Source organism: Tepidanaerobacter syntrophicus, assembly GCF_001485475.2.
GTDB classification, from domain to species: domain Bacteria; phylum Bacillota; class Thermosediminibacteria; order Thermosediminibacterales; family Tepidanaerobacteraceae; genus Tepidanaerobacter; species Tepidanaerobacter syntrophicus.
Window position 1 is genome coordinate 60764 of sequence record NZ_DF977000.1, and the last position, 24905, is coordinate 85668.

The following is a 24905-nucleotide window of genomic DNA, read 5'->3' on the forward strand; positions in this document are numbered from 1 at the left end:
CAATCACCTCCTGTTGCTACAGCTTTATCTCTATATCGACTCCTGCCGGCAAGTCCAGTCTCATAAGGGCATCAACCGTTTTTTGATTAGGTTGCTGAATGTCTATTAGTCTCTTGTGAGTTCTGGATTCAAACTGTTCTCGGGCATCCTTATACTTGTGTGGAGCCCGAAGTATAGTCACTATACTGCGGTCCGTAGGTAAAGGTATAGGCCCCGATACTTTGGCCCCGGTTCGTTTGGCCGTCTCGATTATTTTTTTTGCTGATTGGTCAAGTATCTCATGGTCAAAAGCCTTCAGACGAATTCTTATCTTTTGATGGGCCATCTTGCTTCCCTCCTTGCATTCGGATTTATTGTTTGCGTATTATTTAGTTCTCGATTACCTCTGTTACTACACCTGCTCCAACTGTTCTTCCACCTTCACGGATAGCAAATCTAAGTCCGGGTTCGATGGCTATAGGAGCTATTAGCTCTATGTCCATTACTACGTTGTCTCCGGGCATTACCATCTCTGTGCCTTCAGGAAGCTTGATTGTTCCTGTGACGTCGGTTGTCCTGAAGTAGAACTGAGGACGATAGCCGTTAAAGAAGGGAGTATGTCTTCCGCCTTCTTCTTTCTTTAGAACATAAACCTGACCTTTAAATTTGGTGTGGGGTTTAATGCTGCCGGGTTTTGCAAGGACCATTCCTCTTTCAACTTCGTCTCTGTTTATGCCGCGAAGAAGAACTCCTACGTTGTCTCCGGCTTCTGCGGTATCAAGGAGCTTTCTGAACATCTCAAGGCCTGTTACCACTGTCTTTCTTGTCTCTTCGGCAAGGCCTACGATTTCAACTTCGTCTCCTACCTTAACTGTTCCTCTTTCAACTCTTCCTGTTACAACGGTGCCTCTTCCTGTGATGGTAAATACGTCTTCTATAGGCATGAGGAAGGGTTTGTCTACTTCACGCTGGGGTGTGGGTATATAGGTATCTATGGTATCTATAAGCTCCCATATGGGGCCGCACCACTTGCAGTCTCTTTTGCCGCAGCCGCACTCTAATGCTTTTAAGGCTGAACCCTTTACTATGGGTATTTCGTCTCCGGGAAATCCGTATTCGGTTAAGAGCTCTCTTACTTCCATTTCAACTAATTCTATTAATTCTTCGTCATCTACCATGTCGGTCTTGTTTAAAAAGACTACGATGTAGGGGACGCCTACCTGACGGGCAAGAAGTATATGCTCTCTTGTCTGAGGCATTGGGCCGTCAGCTGCCGATACTACAAGTATTGCTCCGTCCATCTGGGCTGCGCCTGTTATCATGTTCTTTACATAGTCAGCATGGCCCGGGCAGTCCACGTGGGCATAGTGGCGTTTTTCTGTTTCATATTCCACGTGGGATATTGCAATCGTTATTCCACGCTCTCTTTCTTCAGGAGCTTTGTCTATATTGCTGTAGTCTACGAAGTTTGAAAGTCCCGCATCAGATAAAACCTTTGTTATTGCTGCGGTAAGAGTTGTTTTGCCGTGGTCTACGTGACCTATTGTCCCTATATTAATATGGGGCTTTTTTCTTTCATATTTTTGCTTTGCCATGGTTATCCTCCTTAGATATTAGATAATTTTATTTTATAATCTAATCATTACTTGTTAATTATAGTATCTGCTATACTCTTGGGAACTTCAGCATAGTGTGAAAATTGCATGGTATATATGCCTCGTCCTTGAGTCTTCGACCTTAAGTCGGTGGCATATCCAAACATTTCCGAAAGAGGCACATATGCATGAACTATTTGAGCGCCTGCTCTAGGCTCAATGCCCTCAATCTGTCCTCTTCTGGAATTTATATCTCCTATAACATCGCCTAAATATTCATCCGGCACTACTACTTCCACCTTCATTATAGGTTCTAGAAGAACCGGATCCGCTTTCTTCATACCTTCTTTAAAAGCTATTGAAGCGGCTATTTTGAATGCCATTTCAGATGAGTCGACTTCATGGTAGGAACCATCAAAAAGCGTAACTCTTACATCAACTACAGGATATCCTGCCAGCACACCGCTTGTAAGAGCCTCCTGTACACCTTGATCAACTGCAGGAATAAATTCCTTCGGAATCACGCCGCCTACAATCTTGTTGACAAATTCATATCCTTTGCCAGGCTCAAGCGGTTCAAGTTCCAGCCAAACATGGCCATACTGACCGCGGCCGCCTGACTGTCTTACAAATTTGCCCTCGGATTTAACCGATTTACGTATAGTTTCTTTGTAAGCTACCTGCGGTTTGCCTACACTAGCTTCTACCTTAAATTCCCTCATCATCCTATCGACTATTATTTCCAAGTGAAGTTCTCCCATACCGGCTATAATGGTTTGACCTGTCTCTTGATCAGTGTATGTTTTGAATGTAGGATCTTCTTCAGCAAGCTTCTGCAGGGCAATACCCATTTTATCTTGGTCTGCTTTAGTCTTTGGCTCAATCGCTACGCGGATAACCGGTTCAGGAAACTGCATAGACTCTAGGAGAATTGGGTGTTCTTCGCTGCATAAGGTATCTCCTGTTGTAGTATCCTTAAAGCCTACAGCCGCCGCAATATCTCCTGTCATTACTTCTTCCACGTCTTGGCGGTGATTTGCATGCATAAACAGAATGCGGCCTACCCGCTCTTTCTTATTCTTTGTTGAATTGTAGACGTATGAGCCGGCCTTAAGGGTGCCGGAATACACTCTAAAATACGTGAGCTTTCCTACATATGGATCGCTTACAATCTTGAAAGCCAATGCCGAAAACGGCTCATCATCGCTTGGATGTCTTTCTATTTCTTCGCCTGTTAAAGGATCTATACCTTTTACTGCCGGTATGTCAAGAGGCGAAGGCAAATAATATATTATCGCATCTAATAGCTGCTGAACGCCTTTATTTCTATATGAAGAACCGCAGAGCACAGGAGTAAATTTAACTTCTACGCATCCTTTTCTTATAGCTCGGCGTATCTCTTCGTCTTCTATTTCTTCACCTTCGAGATATTTCATCATCAGCTCGTCATCAACATCAGATAATGCTTCTAACATCTTATCCCGGTATAGCTTTGCCTTATCTTTAATTTCTTCCGGTATTTCGTCTTCTTCTATTTCAGTGCCCATTTCATTTTTAAATATATAGGCTTTTTGATGTACTAAATCTACAATACCTCTAAAATTGTCTTCACTGCCTATAGGTATCTGGATAGGAACCGGCACGGCTCCAAGCCTTTCCTTCATCATGGATATAACGTTTTCAAAATCTGCTCCCATTATATCCATTTTGTTTACATAAGCAATTCTCGGAACTCTATATTTATCGGCTTGACGCCATACTGTTTCCGATTGAGGCTCTACGCCTCCCTTTGCACAAAAAACAGCCACTGAACCGTCTAGAACTCGCAAAGACCTTTCTACTTCTACCGTAAAGTCCACGTGCCCTGGCGTATCGATAATATTTATACGATGACCTTTCCATAAACACGTCGTTGCAGCTGATGTTATGGTGATTCCTCTTTCCTGTTCTTGAGCCATCCAATCCATTACAGCTGATCCTTCGTGAGTTTCTCCCATTTTATGAACTTTGCCGGTGTAAAAAAGGATTCTTTCAGTCGTTGTGGTTTTACCGGCATCTATATGTGCCATGATACCTATATTTCTAATTTTATCTAATGTAATTTGCCTAGGCACAATATTACACTCCTTTCATATGCCACGTCCTTGCTGTTCAGCAGCCGGTTACCACCTGTAATGCGCAAAGGCTTTGTTTGCCTCAGCCATTTTATGGGTTTCTTCCCTCTTTTTAACTGCTCCGCCTACATTATTAGCTGCATCCATGATCTCTCCGGCCAATCTTTCTGCCATGGTTCGCTCATTGCGCTTGCGTGCATAGTCAACTATCCAGCGGATTCCAAGTGTGAGTCTTCTTTCCTGTCTTACATCAGAAGGCACCTGATAGGTAGCTCCTCCGACTCTCCTTGGCCTTACTTCAAGGACAGGCATTACATTCTTCATGGCTTCTTGAAAAACTTCTATTGGATCTTTTCCTGTTTTCTGCCTGATAATATCAAATGCAAGATAGCAGTTTTTCTGAGCCACACCTTTCTTGCCGTCATACATTACTTTATTTATAAGTTTTGTTACCAGTTTGTCTCCATAAAGAGGATCTTCTTGAACTGGTCTTCGAAATATATGGCCACGTCTTGGCATTATATCCCTCCTTCACTGATTATTTTTTCTTGGGCCTTTTAGCCCCATAAAGAGACCTACCTTGTCTGCGATCCGCAACACCTGCGGCATCAAGGGTTCCGCGGATAATATGATATCTGACACCAGGAAGGTCTTTGACCCTGCCTCCTCTGAGCAATACAACCGAGTGCTCTTGCAGGTTATGGCCAATGCCCGGGATGTATGCTGTGACCTCAATACCGTTTGTAAGTCTAACCCTTGCAATCTTTCTCAGTGCTGAGTTAGGTTTCTTTGGTGTAGTAGTTTTAACAACTGTACATACTCCTCGCTTTTGAGGACAACCCTTGAGAGCAGGAGCTGCTGACTTGTATTCTACCTTTTTTCTTCCTTTTCTTACCAGCTGGTTTATGGTTGGCAATCCGGCACCTCCTTCCGTAGATTAAATTAATGTAAAAAAGATGCCCCCGCTTTTATAGGGGCATCTTAAATACAACCGGTCATAAATTTAAGATTGCAGCAGAGGCTGCCCCTACCTGAATTCCACAGGCTTCCCCCAATTCTTTCATAGTAGCGACAGGTATAACCTCAATGCCTTTTTCTTTGCATATTTCTCTAAGTCCTGATACAACATGTTCTTCAGCATCTTCAGCTATGAAAACAACTTTTACCTGGTTTTTTTCAATGGCTTTTAATGTCTGCTTTGTCCCTATAGTTTTTTTGGGGGCTTTTTTCAGTTCTTCCAGCATTTTGTGCCCTCCTCTTTTTCATTTATAAAAGAGAGCCAAAGACACACTTTAATATTCTACCATCATAGATTTCGGCTGTCAATAAGCAAATCCTCTTTAGTTGCAGAAATTTCATCTTCCGACTTTTCGTCAGGTGTATGAATTTTTATATTTTTGTAGCAATTCATTCCTGTTCCTGCAGGTATAAGCTTGCCGAGAATTACATTTTCTTTAAGGCCAAGAAGTGAATCCGTCTTTCCCTTGATAGCCGCATCTGTTAAAACTCTTGTAGTTTCTTGGAACGAAGCGGCAGAAAGGAAAGAATCAGTAGCAAGAGATGCCTTAGTAATACCCAATAACACACGTTTGCCTTCTGCAGGTGCTTTGCCGGCGCTTATCATTTCGTTATTCAGCTCCTCAAACTCAAAGATGTCTATGAGCTCGCCTGGCAGAAGATCTGTATCGCCGGGCTTTTCTACTTTTATTTTTCTTAGCATCTGCCGGATAATTACTTCGATATGCTTATCGTTAATATCTACGCCCTGAAGTCTATAAACCTTAAGCACTTCCTGCAAAAGATAAGTTTGAACTCCTCTTACGCCTTTTATCTTCAATATATCGTGAGGGTTTACAGAGCCTTCACAAAGTTCATCGCCGGCTTCGATTACATCCCCATTTTCTACAGTAAGGCGTGCTCCATAGGGCACGGTATATGTTTTGGTCTCGCCGGTGCTTGTAGTAACTTCTACTTCCCTCTTTTTCTTGCTTTCAACTATTTTAACTGTGCCGCTAACTTCACTTATTACAGCTTGACCTTTAGGTTTGCGTGCTTCAAACAATTCTTCTACACGAGGTAGACCCTGGGTAATGTCCTGCCCTGCGACACCACCAGTATGGAACGTCCTCATAGTAAGCTGGGTGCCGGGTTCACCGATGGACTGTGCGGCAATTATTCCTACAGACTCTCCAATATCTACAGGCTTACCTGTAGCCATATTCTTGCCATAGCACTTCACGCACACCCCGTGTCTTGTCCTACAAGTAAGAACTGAACGAATCTTAAGCTCCTTTATCCCTGCATTAATAATGCGATTTGCTATGCTTTCAGTTATAAGTTCATCGGCAGCTACTAAAATCTCGCCGGTTTGTGGGTCTTTTACATCTTCGGCGGCATACCGACCTTCAATTCGTTCTTTAAGGCCTTCTATAACTCCGCTGCCGTCTTTGATTGCCTTTACTACTATTCCTTCGGTTGTGCCGCAGTCAGTTTCTCTTACTATAACATCCTGGCTCACATCTACAAGCCTTCTGGTTAGATAACCTGAGTCTGCCGTTCTTAAAGCTGTATCTGCTAAGCCTTTTCGTGCTCCATGTGTCGATATAAAATACTCAAGAACAGTTAAGCCTTCTCTAAAATTAGCCTTGATTGGAAGGTCGATTATTCTGCCTGACGGGTCTGCCATAAGACCTCGCATTCCTGCCAGCTGTCTTATCTGCTGCTTATTGCCTCGAGCGCCTGAATTTGCCATCATATACAGCGGGTTAAACCGGTCAAGGGAATTCATAAGAGCATCTGTTACTTTTTCAGTAGCCTCGCTCCAGATATTAAGCACGTTTTCATAGCGCTCTTCTTCAGAAATAAGACCTTTTCTATATAGCTGTTCAACCTGTTCTACTTTCTTATCAGCTTCTGCTAAGATTTCTTCTTTCTCTTTTGGAACCTCTATATCTGAAATACCGATGGTTATGCCGGCTTTTGTTGCATAATCAAAGCCTTTCTTTTTTATTTTATCAAGAACTTGAGCTGTAACAGTTGTGCCGTGAAGGCGATAGCAGCGCTCAATTATATCTCCTAATTTGCTTTTATCTACAAGTGTATTAAGCTCCGGTTCAAACAAATTTTCTTCCTTTGTTCTGTCTACATAACCTAAATCTTGGGGTATGCCTTCATTAAATATTAAGCGTCCGGCTGTAGTTTTTATAATCTTATGGCGCTCTATACCATTAATATTTCTTTTGATTCTAACATTCACTATTGCATGTAGGCCTATTTCTCCCATTTCATAGGCAAGCACTGTCTCTTCAGGACTTGAGAAAAATCTGCCTTCGCCCTTTTCTCCTGGTCTTTCTATTGTAAGATAATAGGAGCCTAAAACCATATCCTGAGTAGGTGTTACAACCGGTTTGCCGTCTTGAGGCTTTAGTATATTATTTATAGAAAGCATCAAAACCCGCGCTTCTGCCTGAGCTTCTGCTGAAAGAGGCAAATGAACAGCCATCTGGTCTCCATCAAAGTCAGCATTGTATGCAGTGCATACCAGTGGATGTATCTGTATTGCTCTGCCTTCCACCAGCACCGGTTCGAACGCCTGAATTCCTAAGCGGTGCAGAGTAGGAGCCCTGTTTAAAAGCACCGGATGCTCTTTTATAATGTCCTCGAGAACATCCCAAACCTCAGGTCTTACACGTTCTACCATGCGTTTTGCGCTTTTTATGTTATGAGCAAAACCGTCTGTAACTAATTTCTTCATCACAAAAGGTTTAAAAAGTTCAAGTGCCATTTCCTTTGGAAGACCGCATTGATAAAGTTTTAGTTCCGGACCGACTACGATAACAGATCTTCCCGAATAGTCAACACGCTTGCCCAAAAGATTTTGCCTGAATCTGCCCTGCTTGCCTTTGAGCATATCGCTCAATGACTTTAATGGTCTGTTTCCGGGTCCTGTAACCGGCCGGCCTCGTCTGCCGTTGTCAATTAGAGCATCTACAGCTTCTTGAAGCATTCTTTTTTCATTTCTTACTATAATATCAGGAGCTCCAAGATCTAAAAGTCTTTTAAGCCGGTTATTTCTATTAATGACTCTTCTGTATAAGTCATTTAAATCTGATGTGGCAAAGCGTCCGCCGTCAAGCTGCACCATCGGTCTTAGGTCAGGCGGAATTACAGGTACAACATCTAAAATCATCCATTCAGGCTTATTGCCTGATTTTTTAAATGCCTCAACTACTTCCAACCGTCTTAAAATCTTTACCCTTTTTTGTCCCGTAGCATCCTTTAGCTCTGATCGAAGCTCTTTCGAAAGCTTTTCGCAATCTATTTCTGAAAGAAGCTCTCTTACAGCTTCGGCCCCCATTGCAGCTCTAAAACTGTCGCCGTATTTATCCCTAAATTCTCGATACTCTTTCTCGTTTAACAATTGTTTTTTCATCAAAGGAGTATCGCCGGCATTTGTAACTACATATGAAGCAAAATAAATGATCTTTTCCAACGCTCTAGGCGACATATCTAGGATTAATCCTATGCGGCTCGGTATTCCTTTCAAAAACCATATATGAGATACCGGTGCCGCCAGTTCAATATGTCCCATTCTTTCACGGCGGACCTTTGATTTTGTAACTTCAACTCCGCAGCGGTCGCAAATGACACCTTTATATCTAATTCTCTTATATTTTCCGCAATGACATTCCCAATCTTTTACAGGTCCAAAAATACGTTCGCAAAACAGCCCGTCTTTTTCCGGCTTAAGAGTTCTATAGTTAATGGTCTCCGGCTTTTTCACTTCACCTTTAGACCATGCTCTGATTTGTTCCGGTGAGGCAAGGCCGATTTTTATGGAATCAAATTCATTGAGTTCCAATAATTATTCTCTCCCTTCACTCTTGGTTAGGGTCTTAAAATTCCCAGCCAACCACTCTATTCATCATCGTCATCGTCTTCATCTTCGATATTAAGGCTTATGAAATCATCCATATCCTCATCTTCTTCATCTTCATCTTCGTCGTCTGTGTAGTCATCGTATTTATCATCGGTTGTACTGCCACTTCTTATGCTCATTATGCCTGTAGTTGCCCCTACAAGCTTTTCTTCGCTTTCCAAGCCTTCTAAATTTATATCCATAGGAGCTTCTTCTTCCTCTTCGTCGTCATCTTCTTTGAGCTGAATTTCTCCGGCATCTTCTGACAAAATCCTTACATCAAGTGCCAAAGACTGAAGCTCTTTTATTAAGACTTTGAACGATTCCGGTATGCCCGGCTCAGGCACATTTTCGCCTTTTACAATAGCTTCGTATGTCTTCACACGTCCTGTAACATCGTCTGATTTCACCGTAAGCATTTCCTGCAGCGTGTAGCTTGAGCCATAGGCTTCTAGTGCCCAAACTTCCATTTCTCCAAATCTCTGACCGCCAAACTGAGCTTTTCCTCCCAGTGGCTGCTGAGTGACCAGTGAATAGGGGCCTGTAGAACGAGCATGAATTTTGTCGTCTACCAAGTGGGCAAGTTTAAGCATATACATATAACCTACGGTTACCCGCCTGTCAAAAGGAAGACCTGTTCTTCCATCCCGCAATTCTACTTTTCCGTCTTCTGTAAGATTTGCTTTTCTTAAAGTCTCAAATATCTCTTCTTCTTGTGCACCATCAAAAACAGGTGTAGCCACATACCATCCGAGGGCTCTAGCCGCCCATCCCAGATGGGTTTCAAGCACCTGGCCTATGTTCATACGCGAAGGCACTCCTAAAGGATTCAATACAATATCTATCGGCGTTCCGTCCGGGAGAAAAGGCATGTCCTCTGCAGGTAATATCCTTGAAATAACACCTTTGTTTCCATGACGTCCTGCCATTTTGTCTCCTTCAGATATTTTTCGCTTTTGGGCAATATAAACTCTTACAAGTTCGTTGACACCAGGAGAAAGTTCATCGTTGTTTTCCCGGGTAAAGATTTTAACGTCCACAACAATACCATACTCACCATGAGGGACTCTCAGGGATGTATCTCTTACTTCTCTAGCTTTCTCACCAAAGATAGCCCTCAAAAGTCGTTCTTCCGCCGTAAGTTCAGTTTCGCCTTTCGGTGTAACTTTTCCGACTAATATGTCGCCTGCCTGAACTTCTGCACCTATTCTTATAATTCCCCGCTCATCTAAATCTTTTAGTGCATCTTCGCCAACATTGGGAATATCTCTTGTGATTTCTTCGGGACCTAGTTTTGTATCGCGAGATTCAGCTTCATACTGTTCAATATGAATTGAAGTAAATACATCATCTTTTACGAGCCGTTCAGATAATAATATAGCATCTTCGTAATTGTAACCTTCCCAAGGCATAAAAGCCACAAGTACATTGCGCCCTAATGCTAATTCACCATGGTCAGTTGAGGGGCCGTCAGCTATAGGCTGGCGTTTTTCCACTCTTTCCCCTCGCTTTACGATGGGTCTTTGATTTATACAGGTACCTTGATTTGATCTTATAAATTTATGAACTTTGTATACATCTAAGCCTTTATCGCTGTCACGCCGCACTACAATTTCTCTTCCTGTGACTCTTTCTACAACACCGCTGTTTTTCGCCAGAATCATTACTCCAGAATCCATGGCGACTTTATGCTCTATACCTGTTCCCACAAAAGGTGCTTCCGGTATTAAAAGCGGCACTGCCTGGCGCTGCATGTTAGAACCCATTAAAGCTCGATTAGCATCATCATGTTCTAGGAACGGAATAAGGGCTGTTGCAACTGAAACAAGCTGTTTCGGGGAGACGTCCATATAGTCTACTTCTTCGGGGGATACAATGATATTCTCGTCTGCATATCTTGCAATGATCTTTTTCTCTACAAAGTGTCCTTCTTCATCTAAGGGAGCATTTGCCTGGGCTATAATATAAAGGTCTTCTTCATCAGCTGTAAGGTAGTCAATTTTGTCTGTAACAATGCCCCGTTCCTTGTCAACCTTTCGGTAAGGTGTCTCAATAAAGCCATACTGGTTTACTCTGGCAAATGTACTAAGAGAACCAATTAAACCGATATTAGGTCCTTCAGGGGTTTCTATAGGACACATACGGCCATAGTGAGAGTGGTGCACGTCTCGCACTTCAAAACCTGCTCTATCGCGGCTTAAGCCTCCGGGTCCAAGGGCACTGAGTCTACGCTTGTGTGTAAGTTCAGCAAGAGGGTTCGTCTGATCCATGAATTGTGAAAGCTGGCTGCTGCCAAAAAATTCTTTTATAGCTGCTACAACAGGGCGAATATTTATAAGGCCTTGAGGTGTAATAGTATCCACATCCTGTATAGTCATACGTTCTTTAACCACTCGTTCCATTCTGGCAAGGCCTATGCGAAATTGATTCTGCAATAATTCGCCTACAGACCTTAGTCGTCTATTTCCAAGATGGTCTATATCATCTACGTTCCCAACTTTATAGGGTAAATTTATAAAGTAATTGACAGAGGCTATAATATCTTCAATTGTTATATGCTTTTCAGATCTATGGCCTTCAGGGCAGCTTTCTTCTGAATATCCATTACTTATAACCTTTACAATCTTTGGATGATATTCGCCTTGCGCCTTAGCTTCTCCATAGTCAGGAGGCAATTCTATTTTTAGTTCTTTTATGCGCAAAGACTCTAAAAGCTCTGCTTTCTCTCTAGTTATCTTTTCGCCTTTTTTAAGGACTATTTCACCTGTCTGAGGATTTTCTATATCTTCGCCGCTTATTTTTCCAATGATTCGATCTCTTAATCTTAATTTTTTATTGAATTTATATCGGCCAACTTTTGCTAAATCATACCTTTTTGGATCAAAAAAAAGCGAATCAAGTAATGCCTTTGCGTTTTCTACGGTTGGCGGCTCACCGGGTCTTAAACGTTTATATATTTCAATTAGAGCTTCGTTTTGATTTTCGGTGCTGTCTTTTTCAAATGTCCTTAGGATTTTCTCATCTTCGCCTAGCAGTTCTAGTATTTGAGCATTTGTTCCGTATCCTAAAGCTCTGATAAGAACTGTAACCGGCATTTTACGGGTTCTATCCACACGAACATAAAGGACTTCATTTGCATCTTGCTCAAGTTCCAGCCATGCACCTCTATTGGGCATAACTGTTCCGGAAAATAATTCTTTGCCGTTTTTGTCTCGCTGGCTGTTAAAATACACGCCGGGAGACCGGACAAGCTGGCTTACGATGACTCGTTCTGCACCGTTAATAATAAAGGTGCCGTTTTCTGTCATTATAGGGAAATCCCCCATAAAAACTTCTTGCTCTTTAACTTCGCCTGTTTCCTTATTTATTAATCTGACTTTGACTTTAAGGGGAACAGCGTAAGTAACATCTCTTTCACGGCATTCATCTTCAGAATACTTAGGCGTGCTTTCAAGCTGATAATCAATAAATTCAAGTACTAAGTTGCCCGTAAAATCTTCAATCGGTGATACATCGCGAAACACTTCTGCAAGTCCTTCATCCAAGAACCATTGGTACGAATCTCGCTGAATTTCGATTAAATCAGGCATCTCCATAACTTCATTAATTTTCGAGTAGCTCCATCGGGTGCGATTGCCTACGGAAATAGGTTTAACCAAGTTTCCTTCTCTCCTTTTTATAAGTAAAAATAGCCAAAAGCTGTTTGATTGTTGCTTTTGGTTTTTATAGTAAAATAGTGTATATTAATTATGATTTACTTTATTATGATTTACTTTTTTATTTTTAAACTCGCGTCCAAATCATTTTTAAAAGTAAATATTTGGCATAGTTTTTGCATGTAACGATTATTATGCAGTTTATTATGATATCACATTATTGCAATACTGTCAATCCGGACTTTAGCAAGATGTCAAGTAATTTTTTGGTTTTTTATAAGTTGAATTTGTCGTTTTCGTAAAAATTTTATTGAAAGGAAAGTGTTTTGCTTGTCGCTTATTGAATTTATAGACGTAAGTTTTGAAAGTGGAAATGATAAAATCTTAGATCATATTTCATTTATTGCTGAAGAGGGAGATTATATTTCAATTGTCGGGCCTTCAGGAAGCGGAAAAACCACCTTATTAAAGCTATGTAATCATCTGATAAGCCCAACTTATGGCACCATTTTATATAATAATAAGGATTTAAACGAATATGAGCCTACTGAACTTCGGAAAAAAATAATTTATTGTTCTCAAATTCCTTGTCTTTTTCCGGATACTGTCATGGACAATATTAAATTTCCCTTTCAAATAAGGGGACTTAAAACTGATATGGAAAAAATCAGCAAGATTTTCTCCATGTTTAAAATGTCTACAGATTATTTAAGTAAAAGGGTTAATGTTCTTTCGGGCGGTGAAAAGCAGAGGATAGCCCTTATTCGTGCTTTACTGTTTAAGCCTGAAATACTTCTTTTAGATGAAGTAACATCTGCCCTTGATCCTGAGAACACAAAAATTGTAGAAAATATTATAGTCTCGCTGAACAAGGAGAATACTGCAATTTTTTGGGTAACTCATAATCCTGAACAAAGCCGCAAATTTGCAAATAAACTTCTTTATATAGAGGCAGGTAAAATAAAATCATTGGAGGTTTTAAAATGAACTCTTCAGCCAACATAAGCATTCCTTCGCTTTTTATAGCATCATCCCTTGTTATGGTAACTGTCTTTTTTTCTTATTGGCAAAAACTCAAACTCGAAAAAGAAATCATTATTAGTGTAATAAGAGCAATAGTTCAACTTGTCGCAGTGGGATATGTCTTGGAATATATCTTTGGCCTGCAAAGTCCTTTATTCACAACTCTTTTACTCATTTTTATGGCATTTAACGCAGCATATAATGCATCAAAGAGAGGAAAGGGTATAAAAAACGGCCTTGTAATATCTTTTGTATCGATTATGGCAGGCACCATGGCTACATTAATTATTCTCGTTTTTTCCGGTGCTATCCGTTATCAGCCATATCAAATTATACCTGTAGGAGGAATGATTATAAGCAACGCAATGGTTGCATTAGGTCTATGTTACAATCAGCTTCTTTCAGATTTTAAAAACAAGCAGGATGAGATTGAAACAAAATTATCAATTGGAGCTGATATTTTACCTGCCTCTGTTAACATTATCCGTGAATCCATAAAAACCAGTATGCTTCCGACAATTGATTCCGCAAAGACACTGGGCATCGTATCGCTTCCGGGAATGATGACAGGGTTGATTCTTGCAGGAACTTCACCTCTTGAAGCTATAAAATATCAGATAATGGTAACATTTATGCTGCTTTCTACCACGTCAATATCTTCGTTCATAGCTTGTTACCTTTCATATAGGGGCTTTTTCAATGAAAGAAAACAACTGATTTATATAAAATAGTCCAATTTCAATTTAAATTACCTCAAGAAGTGTCATCATGCCTCCAAGACAGATAAAAACTGCACTTACAATCTTTTGAAGAGTTTTTTCATTTACTTTGTTCGCATAGAAACTACCAACTGTGCCGCCGGCAACTGCACCTATAGCTAAAAAGCATCCTAATATCAGATTGATATTGCCCCGCACCGCGTAACCTATGGTCGAAGAAAGAGCTGTCATTGACATTATAAGGGTGGATGTTCCTATGGCTTTATGAAGTGGATAAGACATTATAATTATTAATGCCAGAAGAATCATTACTCCGCCTCCGGCCCCAAATATGCCGCTTATAATACCTATACCGATTCCGACTATCACTGCCAAAACTATCTGTTGCCATCTTTTTTTAAAACGAAGTGCTCTCTTTTCAGCCTCTTTTTCAGTGCCGCCCTCATTTTTGCTGCTTCTGCTTAACATCATAATTCCTGAAATCAAAAGGAAAATCCCAAAGAGAGACGATAAAGAGCCTTCGTTAATTTGGCTTGCAAACATGGCGCCCAGTTGGGCTCCGGCAATCGATGAAACAGCAATCCATGCTCCTGCTCTAAGGTCTACATTTCCATTTTTAAAATAATTGTATGATACGGTAAGAGAAGCGATAACATCTACAAATAGGCTCGTCCCAATTGCGGCATGCGTGTTAACATGAAAAAGCATCGTCAAAGCCGGCACAACCACCATGACGCCGCTTGCGCCTATGAGACTTGTAATAATTCCTGTAATTATACCAACAACTATAGCAAAGAAATAAGACACCATACTCGAAAATGACATCTCCTTTATTCTGATAAGTTTTATATTATTCTGATAAGTTTTATAAATGAGGTAAAAAAATTCTATAACTTGATTTTCAAGATGTCAAGATTTAAAAACATTTTTAGATAATCATTAAAAAATTCAAGTCTTTTATTAAATTACCCCCATAAGCGCTATATTGCCTATGGGGGTAATTTAATTATTTATTGATTTTAAAGCTTGCTATGTTTCTTAAATAATCTTTGCAATTGCATAAGCTTCTTGCACTGCATCTATAAACTTTCTCGGGCTTATGCAGTCGCCTATAGCATATATTTCTTCCGTTTCATCTTTTAGGCTCTCATAAAGCTTGTTGTCAGATGTCAAGCCAGTAGCAATTATCACTGTGTCAGCATTTATAGTTTGAGTTTCTCCTTTTTCATTCTCTACGATGATTCCTTCCGGTATAATTTCTTTTAATTTCAGGCCTGTCCTACTGTTAATTTGTTCTTCTTGCAATTTCTCTAAAAGTGATAGTCTTGCAAGGTAAATAACGTCTTGGGCCACTTCAGGCAGCATATCCACTAAAGTAATATCTTTCTTGCCTTGTTCTTTAAGAAACAGCGCTGTCTCACATCCTACTAGCCCCGCGCCTACAATGACAATTTTGTCTCCTACTTCTTCATCCTTATAATTTACTAAAAGATTTGTTGCAAGCTTTACATTGCTCCTATCAATTCCAGGCACTGCCGGAACATATGGCGCCGACCCTGTGCATACTACTACCGCATCAGGTCTCACAGATGACACGAATTCGGGCGTAACTTCTGTATTTAATCTTATATCTACATTTGGATTTTCTTCTACTTGTTTTTTGAGCCATCTTAAATAAGCTGCTGTTTCTTTTTTGTATGCGGGAACTGCTGCTTCTATCAAATGGCCGCCTAGCTCACCGCTTTTTTCAGCAAGAATCACGCTGTGGCCTCTTTCAGCCAAGAACTTAGCCACTGTCATTCCTGCAGGACCGGCTCCGGCTACAAGAACTTGCTTTGGTTCCTTTGTTTTCGGAAGAGGCCCTTCGAATTCGCGCCCAAATTGTGGGTTAACGCTGCAAGCAGAGGATTTAGAGAAAAATACTCGATTTATACACTGAACGCAGCGAATGCAGGGAAGAATGTCATCTTCTTTTCCGGCTTTGGCCTTTTTTGGCCAGTATGGATCTGTTACAAATTGGCGAGCTATTCCTACAAAATCTGTTTTACCTTCTTCTAAGAGCTTTTCGCAGTATGCAGCATTCGGCAGTTTTCCATCTACAATAATAGGGATATTCACTGCCTTCTTTACCTCATATGCATAATCCACGGCAATTCCATCTTTAACATAAGGTGTTGGAATAAGAAGGCTCATTGCATCATAGGAACCTCGTCTAAGATGTAGCGCACCAATGTTCAGTGGCTCAAGCCTTTTAGCGATTTCAATTGTTTCTTCCAGTTCTCTTCCCCCGGCAAATCCATGATCTAGAGCTATCCCAACAATAAGTGGAAAATCATCTCCAACATTTGCACGTACACTTTCAATACATTCTAGTAGAAATCTCATGCGATTTTCAAGGCTTCCACCGTATTCGTCTTGTCTATGGTTCCAGCAAGATGAGAGGAACTGATCTCCTAAATACGCCAGAAAATGAACATAAATTGCATCAAATCCTGCCGCTTTAGCAAGACCTGCAGCTTTTCCGTAGGATTTAACAAGCTGTTTAATTTCATCTTTTGTCAGTTCCCTTGTTTTTACGTCAGGCATTGTTAGAAGTGGTATTTCCGAAGGGCCTACCGGCCTCTTATCAGGAAGAGGTTCATCTGCTATGCGGCCTGTCCCCGGTGAAAGTTCAATTGCTATTTTTGTTCCATATTTATGAACAGTTTCAGTAAGGTCGGTAAAATATTTTATTTCTGCGGCAGAATCAAATATGGGATAACCAAAAGTTTTTGGATAAGGATCGATATCTTTCTCAGCTTTTATATGCGCGGTAATTATTAAACCCGCCCCACCTTTGGCTCTTTCTTCATAATACTTAACAAATCTATCAGTGTACTTATCGCATACAGTAAAATTGGCATGTAAAGGTGAAAGAACAATACGGTTCTTCAAAGTCATAGATCCAATATTTGCCGGTTCAAAAAGTTTTGGATACTTCATGATAAGACCTCCTTATAATCTTTTCATTGGCCTTTAAAACTTGAATCTGTTTAAACCATGAAGTCCGAACTAAACCTTTAAATCTTTGCGCTATTTTTCGTTAGTTTTACATCACCCCTTTTTGTAAGTTTTATAACACAAAAAGCCCTACATTGTCTGATTACATGGGATTTACCGCAAATAATAGACTTTTGGGCTTTTATAGTTTGTATGAATCTGAGCATTTTTCGTTTTATTAAGTTGATAATAAAAAGATAATCCAAATGTTTGACTAAACAGATGAGTCCGTGCGTAATTCAAGATTTTCTACAAGATAAGCTTCCATGATATCTGATTCGCTTACTGTAATTTGGCTAATATTAAAATCTTCCATGATTGATTTGGCTATTAAAACTCCTGCTGTAATAATATCGGCTCTCTGCGGCATAAGGCCTTTAACCTTTAGTCTTTCTTCTGATGTTTTAAAAAGCAGTTTTAAAAATATGTCATCAATAGTCTGCTTATTTAACACATATCCATGAACTTTATTAGAATCGTAAACCTCCAGTTCTTGTGCGACAGCAGCAAGGGTTGTTAAGGTTCCGCCTACTCCAATAACAGTTACTTCTTTGCTTTCTTTAACTTTCTTAAAATAATCGGCAAAATCCTTTATCATCAGGTCAATTTGTTTGCGAGCTTGGGCAATTTCGTTAAAAGCAGGCGGATCTGACTTTATATACTTCTGTGTCCATCTGACTGCTCCGATAGGCAAGCTCTCGGCTTTTTCTATCTTTTCATCGTCGCCTAAAACAAATTCCGTTGAGTTTCCGCCTATATCTATTACCAAAGAAACTTCAACTGTTTTAAGTCCTAGCCTTGCTCCAAAAAACGACAAGAGAGCTTCTCGCTCTCCTGAAAGAATTTCTACATTAATTCCTATTTCTTTTGTCTTTTCTAAAAGTGCGCTGCTATTAGATGCTTCTCTGAGAGCGCTTGTCCCAAAAGCAAAAATCCTTTCACTTCCGAGGGATTTTGCCTTATTTCGAAAATTTACAAGGGCTGAGACAGTATCGCTTATTGACTTTTCATCAAGTATATTGTTTTGATTTACTCCTCGGCCAAGACGCGTAGTTATGAGATCTCTTGCCACAGGAATAACCTCGCCCTTGGAAGAGATATCCGCCACCAGCAATCTTATTGAATTAGAGCCCAGGTCTATCACTGCAGCCCTCATAAATTAATTCCTTCCCAAATAAAATATAATCTTGATAAGTCCTGCAAACCATCATCGTTTATAAAAGTGGATGGTTTTCTGTTTCATTCAAATTACAATACTTTTCTTTTTCCATATGACCCTGAGCCGCGCTTGGATTCATTATTTTTCTTAATGTCCAGCAATCTTTCTTCGCTATCCTTTAAGAACTTAGATAATTTGTCTTCAAAGCTAAGCTCTTCTTGTTTGGGCTTTCTGTGGCTATTGTTGGAACTTTCCTTTGTTTTACGGATTGAAAGGCTGATTTTGCCGTCTGGTGAAATCGAGATGACTTTAACTTTTACGACGTCGTTTTGCTTAAGAAAATCATTGACATCCTTCACAAAGCTATCTGCCACCTCAGAGATATGAACAAGTCCCGTCACTCCATCTGAAAGTTCAACAAAAGCTCCAAACTTGGTAATTCCTGTTACTTTTCCTTCTACAATTTGGCCTACCTCAACAGGCATACTTAAAAAATTCCTCCTTTAGAATCTTCCTTCAATTATTCATTATACTTAAAGTTTGCAGATTCGTCAATAAAGAACCGGTTATTTTAAAGTTTTAATGCCTTTATATATGTATTCTCCGGGTTTTACCAAACCCAATTCGTCTCGTGCAACCTTTTCAATGTATTCATCGGTTTGAAGAAGGTTTATTTCATTTTGAAGCTGCGTTTTTTGATTCATCGCTTCCTCAATTCTGGCTTTGAGTTGCTTTTCTTCCTTTGCAAGGCTTATCATTTTAAACTGTTGCATTACAAGAGTAGACAATATGTAAGCTACAAAGAGCAAAAGCAGTAAATGCCGCATTTTAAACTTATTTTTGCCTCTCATTTCAACCAAACCTTCCGATTATTTTGTTATATAGTAGATTTCGATGTTTTTTTGCAAAGTCCTTCAAGTAAGCAATAATTAATTTTTAATCGGCTATCGGCTGCTTTCATATACAAAAACAGGCCTTTTCAGACCTGCTTTTGAGAGGATTACTCTCTACTTATTAATATTATCTTTTAAGGCTTTGCCCGGTTTGAAGGCCGGAACGCTGGCCGCGGGGATGTCTATCTCTTCGCCCGTTTGAGGATTGCGGCCTTTTCTCGCGCTCCTCTCTCTAACTTCAAATGTTCCGAATCCTACTAATTGGACTTTGTCGCCTTTCGCGAGAGCTTCTTCAACTGCTTCAATGAAAGCATTGAGAGCTTTTTCAGAATCCTTTTTCGTCAGACCGCTTTTTTCGGCCATCATAGAAATTAATTCAGCTTTGTTCACAAGATTCCCTCCTTGATGTTAATTAATTACATATTGGATATTCTTCATAAAATGCCAAAATCCTTCTTTTTAAAGGCATTTTACAATTTTTTTTCTTGATTTTTGCTTTTTTCCCAAAGCGCATCCATTTCCTGTAAATTCATATCAGATAAGGTTTTGTCAGATCTTGCCGCTTCTGCCTCTAAAAACTTAAATCTTTTAATAAATTTTTTCACTGCATAATCCAATGCAAGTTCCGGCTCAACCTTTAAAAATCTCGCCACATTTATGCAAGCAAAAAGCAGGTCCCCAAATTCTTCCTCTATTTTTTCCTGATTTTTTGTAGCATATGCTTCTTTAAGTTCATCCAATTCTTCATATACTTTATCAAAGGCTCCGCTAATATCGTCCCAGTCAAAGCCAATTCTTGCAGCCTTTTCCTGGACTTTATAAGCCTTCATTAAAGCAGGCAGCGCTTTAGGCAGCTGCATCATGCTTTCGGATTCGGTTTTCATATCTTTTTCTTCGCGCTTGATTTCTTCCCAATTTTTCAGGACTTCATCTGTTCCTTCCACTGTAATGTTTCCAAATATATGAGGATGACGCCTAATCATTTTTTCGCACACTGTTTCGATTACATCACCTATCTCAAAACTGCCTCGTTCTTCTGCAAGACGGCTGTGAAATACCACTTGCAGTAGTAAATCTCCAAGCTCCTCTTTAAGATCTTCTTCATTTTTCCTATCAATGGCATCGATTACTTCATATGCCTCTTCAATAAGAAAAGGTTTTAAGGTTTCATGGGTTTGGGATTTATCCCATGGACAGCCCGGTTCTCCTCTAAGCTGTGCCATTATATACACCAAATCATCCAGACTTCTCAGGCTTTGTTTAGACATCGTCATTTACCCCCTCAGTAATCCAAATTTGTTAAAAAACGCTATTATTCGCTGATTGCCCGGTAAAAACTCCAAATCAGATTTCTTTATGCCCCCCACAGCAATCAAGGCCAATCCATAAATTGCAGCCCCTAACACTATCGCCACAAGTGTCGCCTTATTTTGAGAGAGACCTAAGGCCATAAACCCTGTATGGGATACATATGCAGTAATTCCCATAATACCGCTTGCCAATGCCGGCTTTAGGAGCATATGTTTTAAGTCAAAGACCGCATCAGTCAATTTTATTACCATAAAGCAATTTAAGATTGACGGCACTAAATAACCTATGACTGTTCCAAGAGCAGCGCCTTTTATATTTATAGATGGCATTGCCGTGAGAAAATAATTGATAAAAATTTTAATTAAAGCGCCAAATACCATATTCCTTACAGGGACTCCCGCGTATCCCACTCCTTGAAGTATACCTGTGGTAGTTTGTGTAAGGGCTAAAAACACCACTCCCCATGCAAGAATTTGAAGGGACATTCCTGCTTCTGCGTTGTTATAAAGGAGTAGGGTTATAGGAGTTGCAAGTACATACATCCCTACCGCTGATGGCAATCCAAAGATTATGCTCATTCGCATGCCTGTTTCAGATCTTTCGGCAACCATTTGCCTATTTTTCAAAACTACAGCCTCAGAAATTGCAGGCACCAAAGTTGCTGATAATGCAACAGTTATAACAACCGGCAGATTTATAAGAGGAACCGCCATACCACTTAACTGGCCAAAAAGTTCTGCTGCCCTCTTTACCGAAAAACCTGCATCCTGTAGGCGACTGCTGACTATAGCCGCATCAGCCATGCTCATCATCGGGCTTATAAGGCCGCCTAGTGTAACAGGAACTGCAAATATAAAAAGTCTGTTTATAATATGTAGGGGATTTTCCAGACTGCCGCTTTCATCTAATAAGATTTGCGCATCAAATGTTCTTTTTCGTCTGTAATAAATTGCAATAAGTACAATAAGTCCCATAACGGAACCTGCTACAGGACCGAAAGCAGCTCCTGCCGCAGCATATTCCACCCCATATGGCAAAAGCATATATGCCAAAATAAATACGGCAATCACTCTTCCTATCTGTTCTACTATTTGTGAAACAGCAGAGGGGGTCATATCCTGCAATCCCTGAAAAAATCCTCTAAAGCAAGACATTATTGAAACAAAAAAGATGGCCGGCGATATACTTAAAATCGAATAAAATGCCTTGGGGTTTTTATATATTTTTACTGCCAGCCAATTTGCGCCAAAGCCCAACAAAACAGTTAAACCAAGGCCGATAATTGTAAGGACTATCATAGAAACCTTAAATATCCTATGGGCATTTTTAAATCTGCCAATAGCAACATCTTCTGAAACCATCTTAGATATTGCTGTTGGAATGCCGGCTGTAGATATTGACAGCAATATCAAGTATATCGGATATGCCATTTGATAAAGTCCCATGCCTTCATCTTTTATAAGCCTTGCCAGCGGAATCCGATATACCGCTCCTAATACTTTTACGACAAGGCCTGCCGCAGCTAGTATAAATGCTCCTTTTAGAAAAGAATCCTTTTTTTCAGTCAAGAAAAATCCGCCTTTCATTTAAGTTCCTAATTATTATAGTCTATTTACTCTAGTATGGGCAACATCTTTGATTAAAAAGATTGGTCAATTTTCGTATACAAGTATACTTGCTTTTTATATAAAATTCCTTGAAAACATGACCATTGATTAGCTATATCATTTTCCTTGCTCAAAATAATTCATTATAAGACTGGAACACCAAGAAAAAATGTTATATAATAGAGCCTAATTACATATTTTTTTGTAAATTGGGGGTCTGAACAATGGAAAAACTAGATTCAATAGGTCTTATTAATGCTAAAAATATCTACAAAAATCTGTCGCCAACGCGTTTGGTTGAAGAGTCGCTGAGCAGGGAGGAGGGCATCCTTACTTCAACAGGCGCATTAAATGTCTACACCGGAAAATATACAGGACGCTCACCTAATGACAAATTCATCGTAGATGAACCATCTGTACACGACAAAATATGGTGGGGAAACAATCAGGCAATAAGTGAAAGTGATTTTGACAGTCTTTTAAAGCAGCTTTTAGCATATCTTCAAAATCGCGATATTTTCGTATTTGATGGTTTTGCGGGAGCCGATCCTAAATATCGTCTTCCTATACGTGTGATTAATGAATTTGCTTACCAAAATTTATTTTGCCGTCAGCTCTTTATAGTTCCTACTGACGAAGAACTCAAAACCCACGAACCTGAGTTTACCGTAATATCCGCTCCCGGATTTGAGGCAAATCCAAAGATTAATAAAGTAAATTCTGAAGCATTCATTGTAATCAGTTTCGAGAAAAAAATGGTTATAATCGGTGGGACTAAATACGCAGGAGAAATCAAGAAATCTGTTTTTTCGGTAATGAACTATCTAATGCCTCAGCAAGGCATTCTTTCAATGCACTGTTCTGCAAACGTTGGAAAGGATGGATCAACGGCGCTTTTCTTTGGGCTTTCCGGTACAGGAAAAACCACTTTATCCGCAGATCCTAACCGTTTCTTAATAGGCGATGACGAGCATGGATGGACAGAGAACGGCATATTCAACTTTGAAGGCGGCTGCTATGCAAAATGTATCAATCTTACAAGAGAAAAAGAACCTCAGATTTATGATGCCATAAAATTCGGGGCTGTATTAGAAAACGTTGTGGTGGACGAGAACACTCGCATTCCGGATTACAGCAGTGACAAGATTACAGAAAATACTAGAGCCGCATATCCTGTAGAATTTATTCCCGGCGCCGTAATACCAGGCATAGGCGGTCATCCTAAAACAGTAGTATTCCTAACGGCAGATGCGTTTGGTGTTCTGCCTCCAATTTCTAAGCTTAGTAAAGAACAAGCTATGTACTACTTTATTTCAGGATATACAAGCAAGCTCGCCGGTACAGAACGCGGCATTACAGAACCTCAAGCTACTTTTTCATCATGCTTCGGCGCACCGTTCTTGCCTTTACCTCCAATGGTTTATGCTAAATTACTTGGTGAGAAAATAGAAAAGCATGGTTCTGAAGTCTTCTTGGTAAATACCGGCTGGACAGGCGGGGCTTATGGCGTAGGCCAACGCATGAATCTCAAGTACACAAGAGCCATGATAAATGCTGCATTAGATGGCAAACTAGAGTCAGTTGAGTATGAAAAAGATCCGATTTTTGGTCTAATGATGCCAAAAGTTTGCCCTGATGTTCCTTCTGAAATTTTAAATCCAATTAACACATGGAAAGATAAAGATGCGTATGTTGCAACAGCTAAAAGGCTTGCTGAAAGTTTTGCAAAAAATATTAAGAAGTTTTCCGGTATCGCCCCTGAAATTGCAGCAGCAGGTCCTAAGGTCGATAACAACTAAAAATGTGTTATCGTAGAAATAGCAGCCAAAAATTTATTCCTTATAATAGCTAAAGCTATTATAAGGAATCTTTCAAGCTGCTATTTTAATTTAAAGCTTTTTACAGGTATTTTTCTATCTTGGCTTGCTTTTTCCACTCTTCGATATGCTTATTAAATTCCTCTTCTCGTTTGCTATCTTCTAAGTGTGACTTAATATAACTTTTAGCATCTTCAAAACTCAAAGAATTTCTTTCTCCTGTCACCTTAATTATATGATAGCCAAAACTTGTTTTTACCACATCACTGACCTGGCCTGTTTTTAAAGCGAATGCCGCCTTTTCAAATTCAGCATCCATTTTCCCTTTTGAAAAATAACCTAAATCTCCCCCTATGTCCTTAGTTGCGGGATCTTTGGAATATTTTTTTGCAAGTTCCGCAAAATCAGCTCCTGCCTTGATTTGGGCTAGAATTTTTTCTGCTTCTTCTTGCGTATCAACTAAAATATGGCTTGCCCGTATTTCCGGGGCAGGAAGTTCAAACATCGCCTTATTTTCATCATAGAATTTCTTTATCTCTTCATCTGTGACTTTGATATCTGCTGTAATCTTCTCTTTAAATTTATTTATTATCAGCTGTTCTTTTACCGATTTCTCGAAGGATTCTCTGTCAAGCCCTTGCTGGCTAATGTACTTATCTAGTGCATCTTTGCCTCCATGGTATTCTTCAAGGCTGTTCATGGCGTCCCGAAGCTCTTCATCGCTTAGTGACACACCTTCTTTTTCGGCTTGCTGAAGAGCTATTTTGTCGTTTATCATTGCATCCAATACTTGCTTTTTAATTTCCTCTAGTATTTTTTTTCCTTCATCTTTTGAAAAATCCTGTCCGTTTGCCTCAAGAGCACTCTTTACTTGGGCTACTTGATAGTCATAATCAGATTTTAATATATATTCATCATTTACTTTTGCAATTACTTCTTTGCCGTCAATAACCTTGCCCTGCTTTTCTACCTTCTCAACGTTTTGGCATCCTGATATAAAAAATGCAGCACACATAAATAATATAACTAAAGTCTTAACCGTGTTTTTCATGGGATCCTCCTTGTTTTTTACGCA

20 protein-coding genes are annotated in these 24905 nt (G+C 39.9%); 3 read left to right on the forward strand and 17 right to left on the reverse strand.

What is annotated here, in order from left to right; all coding sequences use genetic code 11:
- Window positions 1-16 precede the first annotated feature (16 nt).
- From rpsJ to rpoB, 8 genes are all read right to left on the reverse strand, one after another.
- On the reverse strand, window positions 17-325 hold the full coding sequence (rpsJ, locus tag TSYNT_RS03495) for a 30S ribosomal protein S10 (protein WP_059031769.1): 309 nt from the start codon (window positions 323-325) through the stop codon (window positions 17-19).
- Window positions 326-368: 43 nt separating this feature from the next.
- Window positions 369-1574 carry an elongation factor Tu gene (gene tuf, locus TSYNT_RS03500; RefSeq protein ID WP_059031770.1) on the reverse strand — a complete coding sequence of 402 codons (1206 nt, stop codon included), beginning with the start codon at window positions 1572-1574 and terminating at the stop codon, window positions 369-371.
- Window positions 1575-1621: 47 nt separating this feature from the next.
- Window positions 1622-3688: an elongation factor G gene (gene fusA / locus TSYNT_RS03505; RefSeq protein WP_059031771.1), complete on the reverse strand. Its 2067-nt coding sequence runs from the start codon at window positions 3686-3688 to the stop codon at window positions 1622-1624.
- A 48-nt stretch (window positions 3689-3736) separates the two neighbouring features.
- A complete protein-coding gene (gene rpsG, locus TSYNT_RS03510) occupies window positions 3737-4207 on the reverse strand; it encodes a 30S ribosomal protein S7 (RefSeq protein WP_059031772.1) in 471 nt (156 codons plus the stop codon).
- A gap of 19 nt (window positions 4208-4226) precedes the next feature.
- Entirely contained in the window at window positions 4227-4604 is a 378-nt protein-coding gene (gene rpsL, locus TSYNT_RS03515) for a 30S ribosomal protein S12 (protein ID WP_059031773.1), read from the reverse strand.
- A 79-nt stretch (window positions 4605-4683) separates the two neighbouring features.
- Complete coding sequence (locus TSYNT_RS03520) at window positions 4684-4932, reverse strand: L7Ae/L30e/S12e/Gadd45 family ribosomal protein (RefSeq protein WP_059031774.1); 249 nt, start codon at window positions 4930-4932, stop codon at window positions 4684-4686.
- A gap of 62 nt (window positions 4933-4994) precedes the next feature.
- Entirely contained in the window at window positions 4995-8549 is a 3555-nt protein-coding gene (gene rpoC / locus TSYNT_RS03525; protein ID WP_059031775.1) for a DNA-directed RNA polymerase subunit beta', read from the reverse strand.
- A gap of 56 nt (window positions 8550-8605) precedes the next feature.
- Window positions 8606-12265, reverse strand: coding sequence for a DNA-directed RNA polymerase subunit beta (rpoB, locus tag TSYNT_RS03530; protein WP_059031776.1), 3660 nt, complete (start codon window positions 12263-12265; stop codon window positions 8606-8608).
- Window positions 12266-12592: 327 nt separating this feature from the next.
- On the opposite strand from rpoB, the gene TSYNT_RS03535 reads away from it, so the two are divergent.
- A complete protein-coding gene (locus tag TSYNT_RS03535) occupies window positions 12593-13249 on the forward strand; it encodes an ABC transporter ATP-binding protein (protein ID WP_059031777.1) in 657 nt (218 codons plus the stop codon).
- Window positions 13246-14016: an ABC transporter permease gene (locus tag TSYNT_RS03540; protein ID WP_059031778.1), complete on the forward strand. Its 771-nt coding sequence runs from the start codon at window positions 13246-13248 to the stop codon at window positions 14014-14016. Before TSYNT_RS03535 ends, TSYNT_RS03540 begins: the two co-directional genes overlap by 4 nt.
- A 12-nt stretch (window positions 14017-14028) precedes the next feature.
- Here the strand turns inward: TSYNT_RS03540 and TSYNT_RS03545 are convergent, their stop codons facing one another.
- From TSYNT_RS03545 to TSYNT_RS03580, 8 genes are all read right to left on the reverse strand, one after another.
- On the reverse strand, window positions 14029-14814 hold the full coding sequence (locus TSYNT_RS03545; protein ID WP_059031779.1) for a sulfite exporter TauE/SafE family protein: 786 nt from the start codon (window positions 14812-14814) through the stop codon (window positions 14029-14031).
- A gap of 228 nt (window positions 14815-15042) precedes the next feature.
- Window positions 15043-16986 (reverse strand): NAD(P)/FAD-dependent oxidoreductase, encoded by a 1944-nt coding sequence (locus tag TSYNT_RS03550; RefSeq protein WP_059031782.1) that lies wholly within the window; start codon window positions 16984-16986, stop codon window positions 15043-15045.
- A 271-nt stretch (window positions 16987-17257) separates the two neighbouring features.
- Window positions 17258-18199: a Ppx/GppA phosphatase family protein gene (locus tag TSYNT_RS03555; protein ID WP_059031784.1), complete on the reverse strand. Its 942-nt coding sequence runs from the start codon at window positions 18197-18199 to the stop codon at window positions 17258-17260.
- A 92-nt stretch (window positions 18200-18291) separates the two neighbouring features.
- Window positions 18292-18687 carry a S1 RNA-binding domain-containing protein gene (locus TSYNT_RS03560; RefSeq protein WP_059031786.1) on the reverse strand — a complete coding sequence of 132 codons (396 nt, stop codon included), beginning with the start codon at window positions 18685-18687 and terminating at the stop codon, window positions 18292-18294.
- Between the two features lie 81 nt (window positions 18688-18768).
- Window positions 18769-19053 carry an FtsB family cell division protein gene (locus TSYNT_RS03565; RefSeq protein WP_059031788.1) on the reverse strand — a complete coding sequence of 95 codons (285 nt, stop codon included), beginning with the start codon at window positions 19051-19053 and terminating at the stop codon, window positions 18769-18771.
- A gap of 156 nt (window positions 19054-19209) precedes the next feature.
- Window positions 19210-19485: an HU family DNA-binding protein gene (locus TSYNT_RS03570; protein ID WP_059031790.1), complete on the reverse strand. Its 276-nt coding sequence runs from the start codon at window positions 19483-19485 to the stop codon at window positions 19210-19212.
- An 80-nt stretch (window positions 19486-19565) separates the two neighbouring features.
- On the reverse strand, window positions 19566-20363 hold the full coding sequence (mazG, locus tag TSYNT_RS03575; protein WP_059031792.1) for a nucleoside triphosphate pyrophosphohydrolase: 798 nt from the start codon (window positions 20361-20363) through the stop codon (window positions 19566-19568).
- A 6-nt stretch (window positions 20364-20369) separates the two neighbouring features.
- A complete protein-coding gene (locus TSYNT_RS03580; protein WP_238142628.1) occupies window positions 20370-21974 on the reverse strand; it encodes a putative polysaccharide biosynthesis protein in 1605 nt (534 codons plus the stop codon).
- A gap of 263 nt (window positions 21975-22237) precedes the next feature.
- Between TSYNT_RS03580 and pckA the strand changes: the two genes are divergently transcribed.
- The gene (pckA, locus tag TSYNT_RS03585) at window positions 22238-23812 is read left to right on the forward strand and encodes a phosphoenolpyruvate carboxykinase (ATP) (RefSeq protein WP_059031795.1); all 1575 of its coding nucleotides are present in this window, start codon (window positions 22238-22240) and stop codon (window positions 23810-23812) included.
- A 100-nt stretch (window positions 23813-23912) separates the two neighbouring features.
- Here pckA and TSYNT_RS03590 read toward each other — a convergent pair whose 3' ends face one another.
- Window positions 23913-24881, reverse strand: coding sequence for a peptidylprolyl isomerase (locus TSYNT_RS03590; RefSeq protein WP_059031798.1), 969 nt, complete (start codon window positions 24879-24881; stop codon window positions 23913-23915).
- Between the last annotated feature and the right edge of the window lie 24 nt (window positions 24882-24905).

What these genes read in the sequence shown, in the direction of transcription:
- TSYNT_RS03550 (WP_059031782.1), bottom strand. Translation starts at nt 16,986, where the DNA reads ATGAAGTATCCAAAACTTTTTGAACCGGCAAATATTGGATCTATGACT.
- rpsG (WP_059031772.1), bottom strand. Translation starts at nt 4,207, where the DNA reads ATGCCAAGACGTGGCCATATATTTCGAAGACCAGTTCAAGAAGATCCT.
- TSYNT_RS03555 (WP_059031784.1), bottom strand. Translation starts at nt 18,199, where the DNA reads ATGAGGGCTGCAGTGATAGACCTGGGCTCTAATTCAATAAGATTGCTG.
- TSYNT_RS03560 (WP_059031786.1), bottom strand. Translation starts at nt 18,687, where the DNA reads ATGCCTGTTGAGGTAGGCCAAATTGTAGAAGGAAAAGTAACAGGAATT.
- TSYNT_RS03520 (WP_059031774.1), bottom strand. Translation starts at nt 4,932, where the DNA reads ATGCTGGAAGAACTGAAAAAAGCCCCCAAAAAAACTATAGGGACAAAG.
- rpsJ (WP_059031769.1), bottom strand. Translation starts at nt 325, where the DNA reads ATGGCCCATCAAAAGATAAGAATTCGTCTGAAGGCTTTTGACCATGAG.
- tuf (WP_059031770.1), bottom strand. Translation starts at nt 1,574, where the DNA reads ATGGCAAAGCAAAAATATGAAAGAAAAAAGCCCCATATTAATATAGGG.
- mazG (WP_059031792.1), bottom strand. Translation starts at nt 20,363, where the DNA reads ATGTCTAAACAAAGCCTGAGAAGTCTGGATGATTTGGTGTATATAATG.
- TSYNT_RS03545 (WP_059031779.1), bottom strand. Translation starts at nt 14,814, where the DNA reads ATGGTGTCTTATTTCTTTGCTATAGTTGTTGGTATAATTACAGGAATT.
- TSYNT_RS03540 (WP_059031778.1), top strand. Translation starts at nt 13,246, where the DNA reads ATGAACTCTTCAGCCAACATAAGCATTCCTTCGCTTTTTATAGCATCA.
- TSYNT_RS03565 (WP_059031788.1), bottom strand. Translation starts at nt 19,053, where the DNA reads ATGAGAGGCAAAAATAAGTTTAAAATGCGGCATTTACTGCTTTTGCTC.
- pckA (WP_059031795.1), top strand. Translation starts at nt 22,238, where the DNA reads ATGGAAAAACTAGATTCAATAGGTCTTATTAATGCTAAAAATATCTAC.
- TSYNT_RS03590 (WP_059031798.1), bottom strand. Translation starts at nt 24,881, where the DNA reads ATGAAAAACACGGTTAAGACTTTAGTTATATTATTTATGTGTGCTGCA.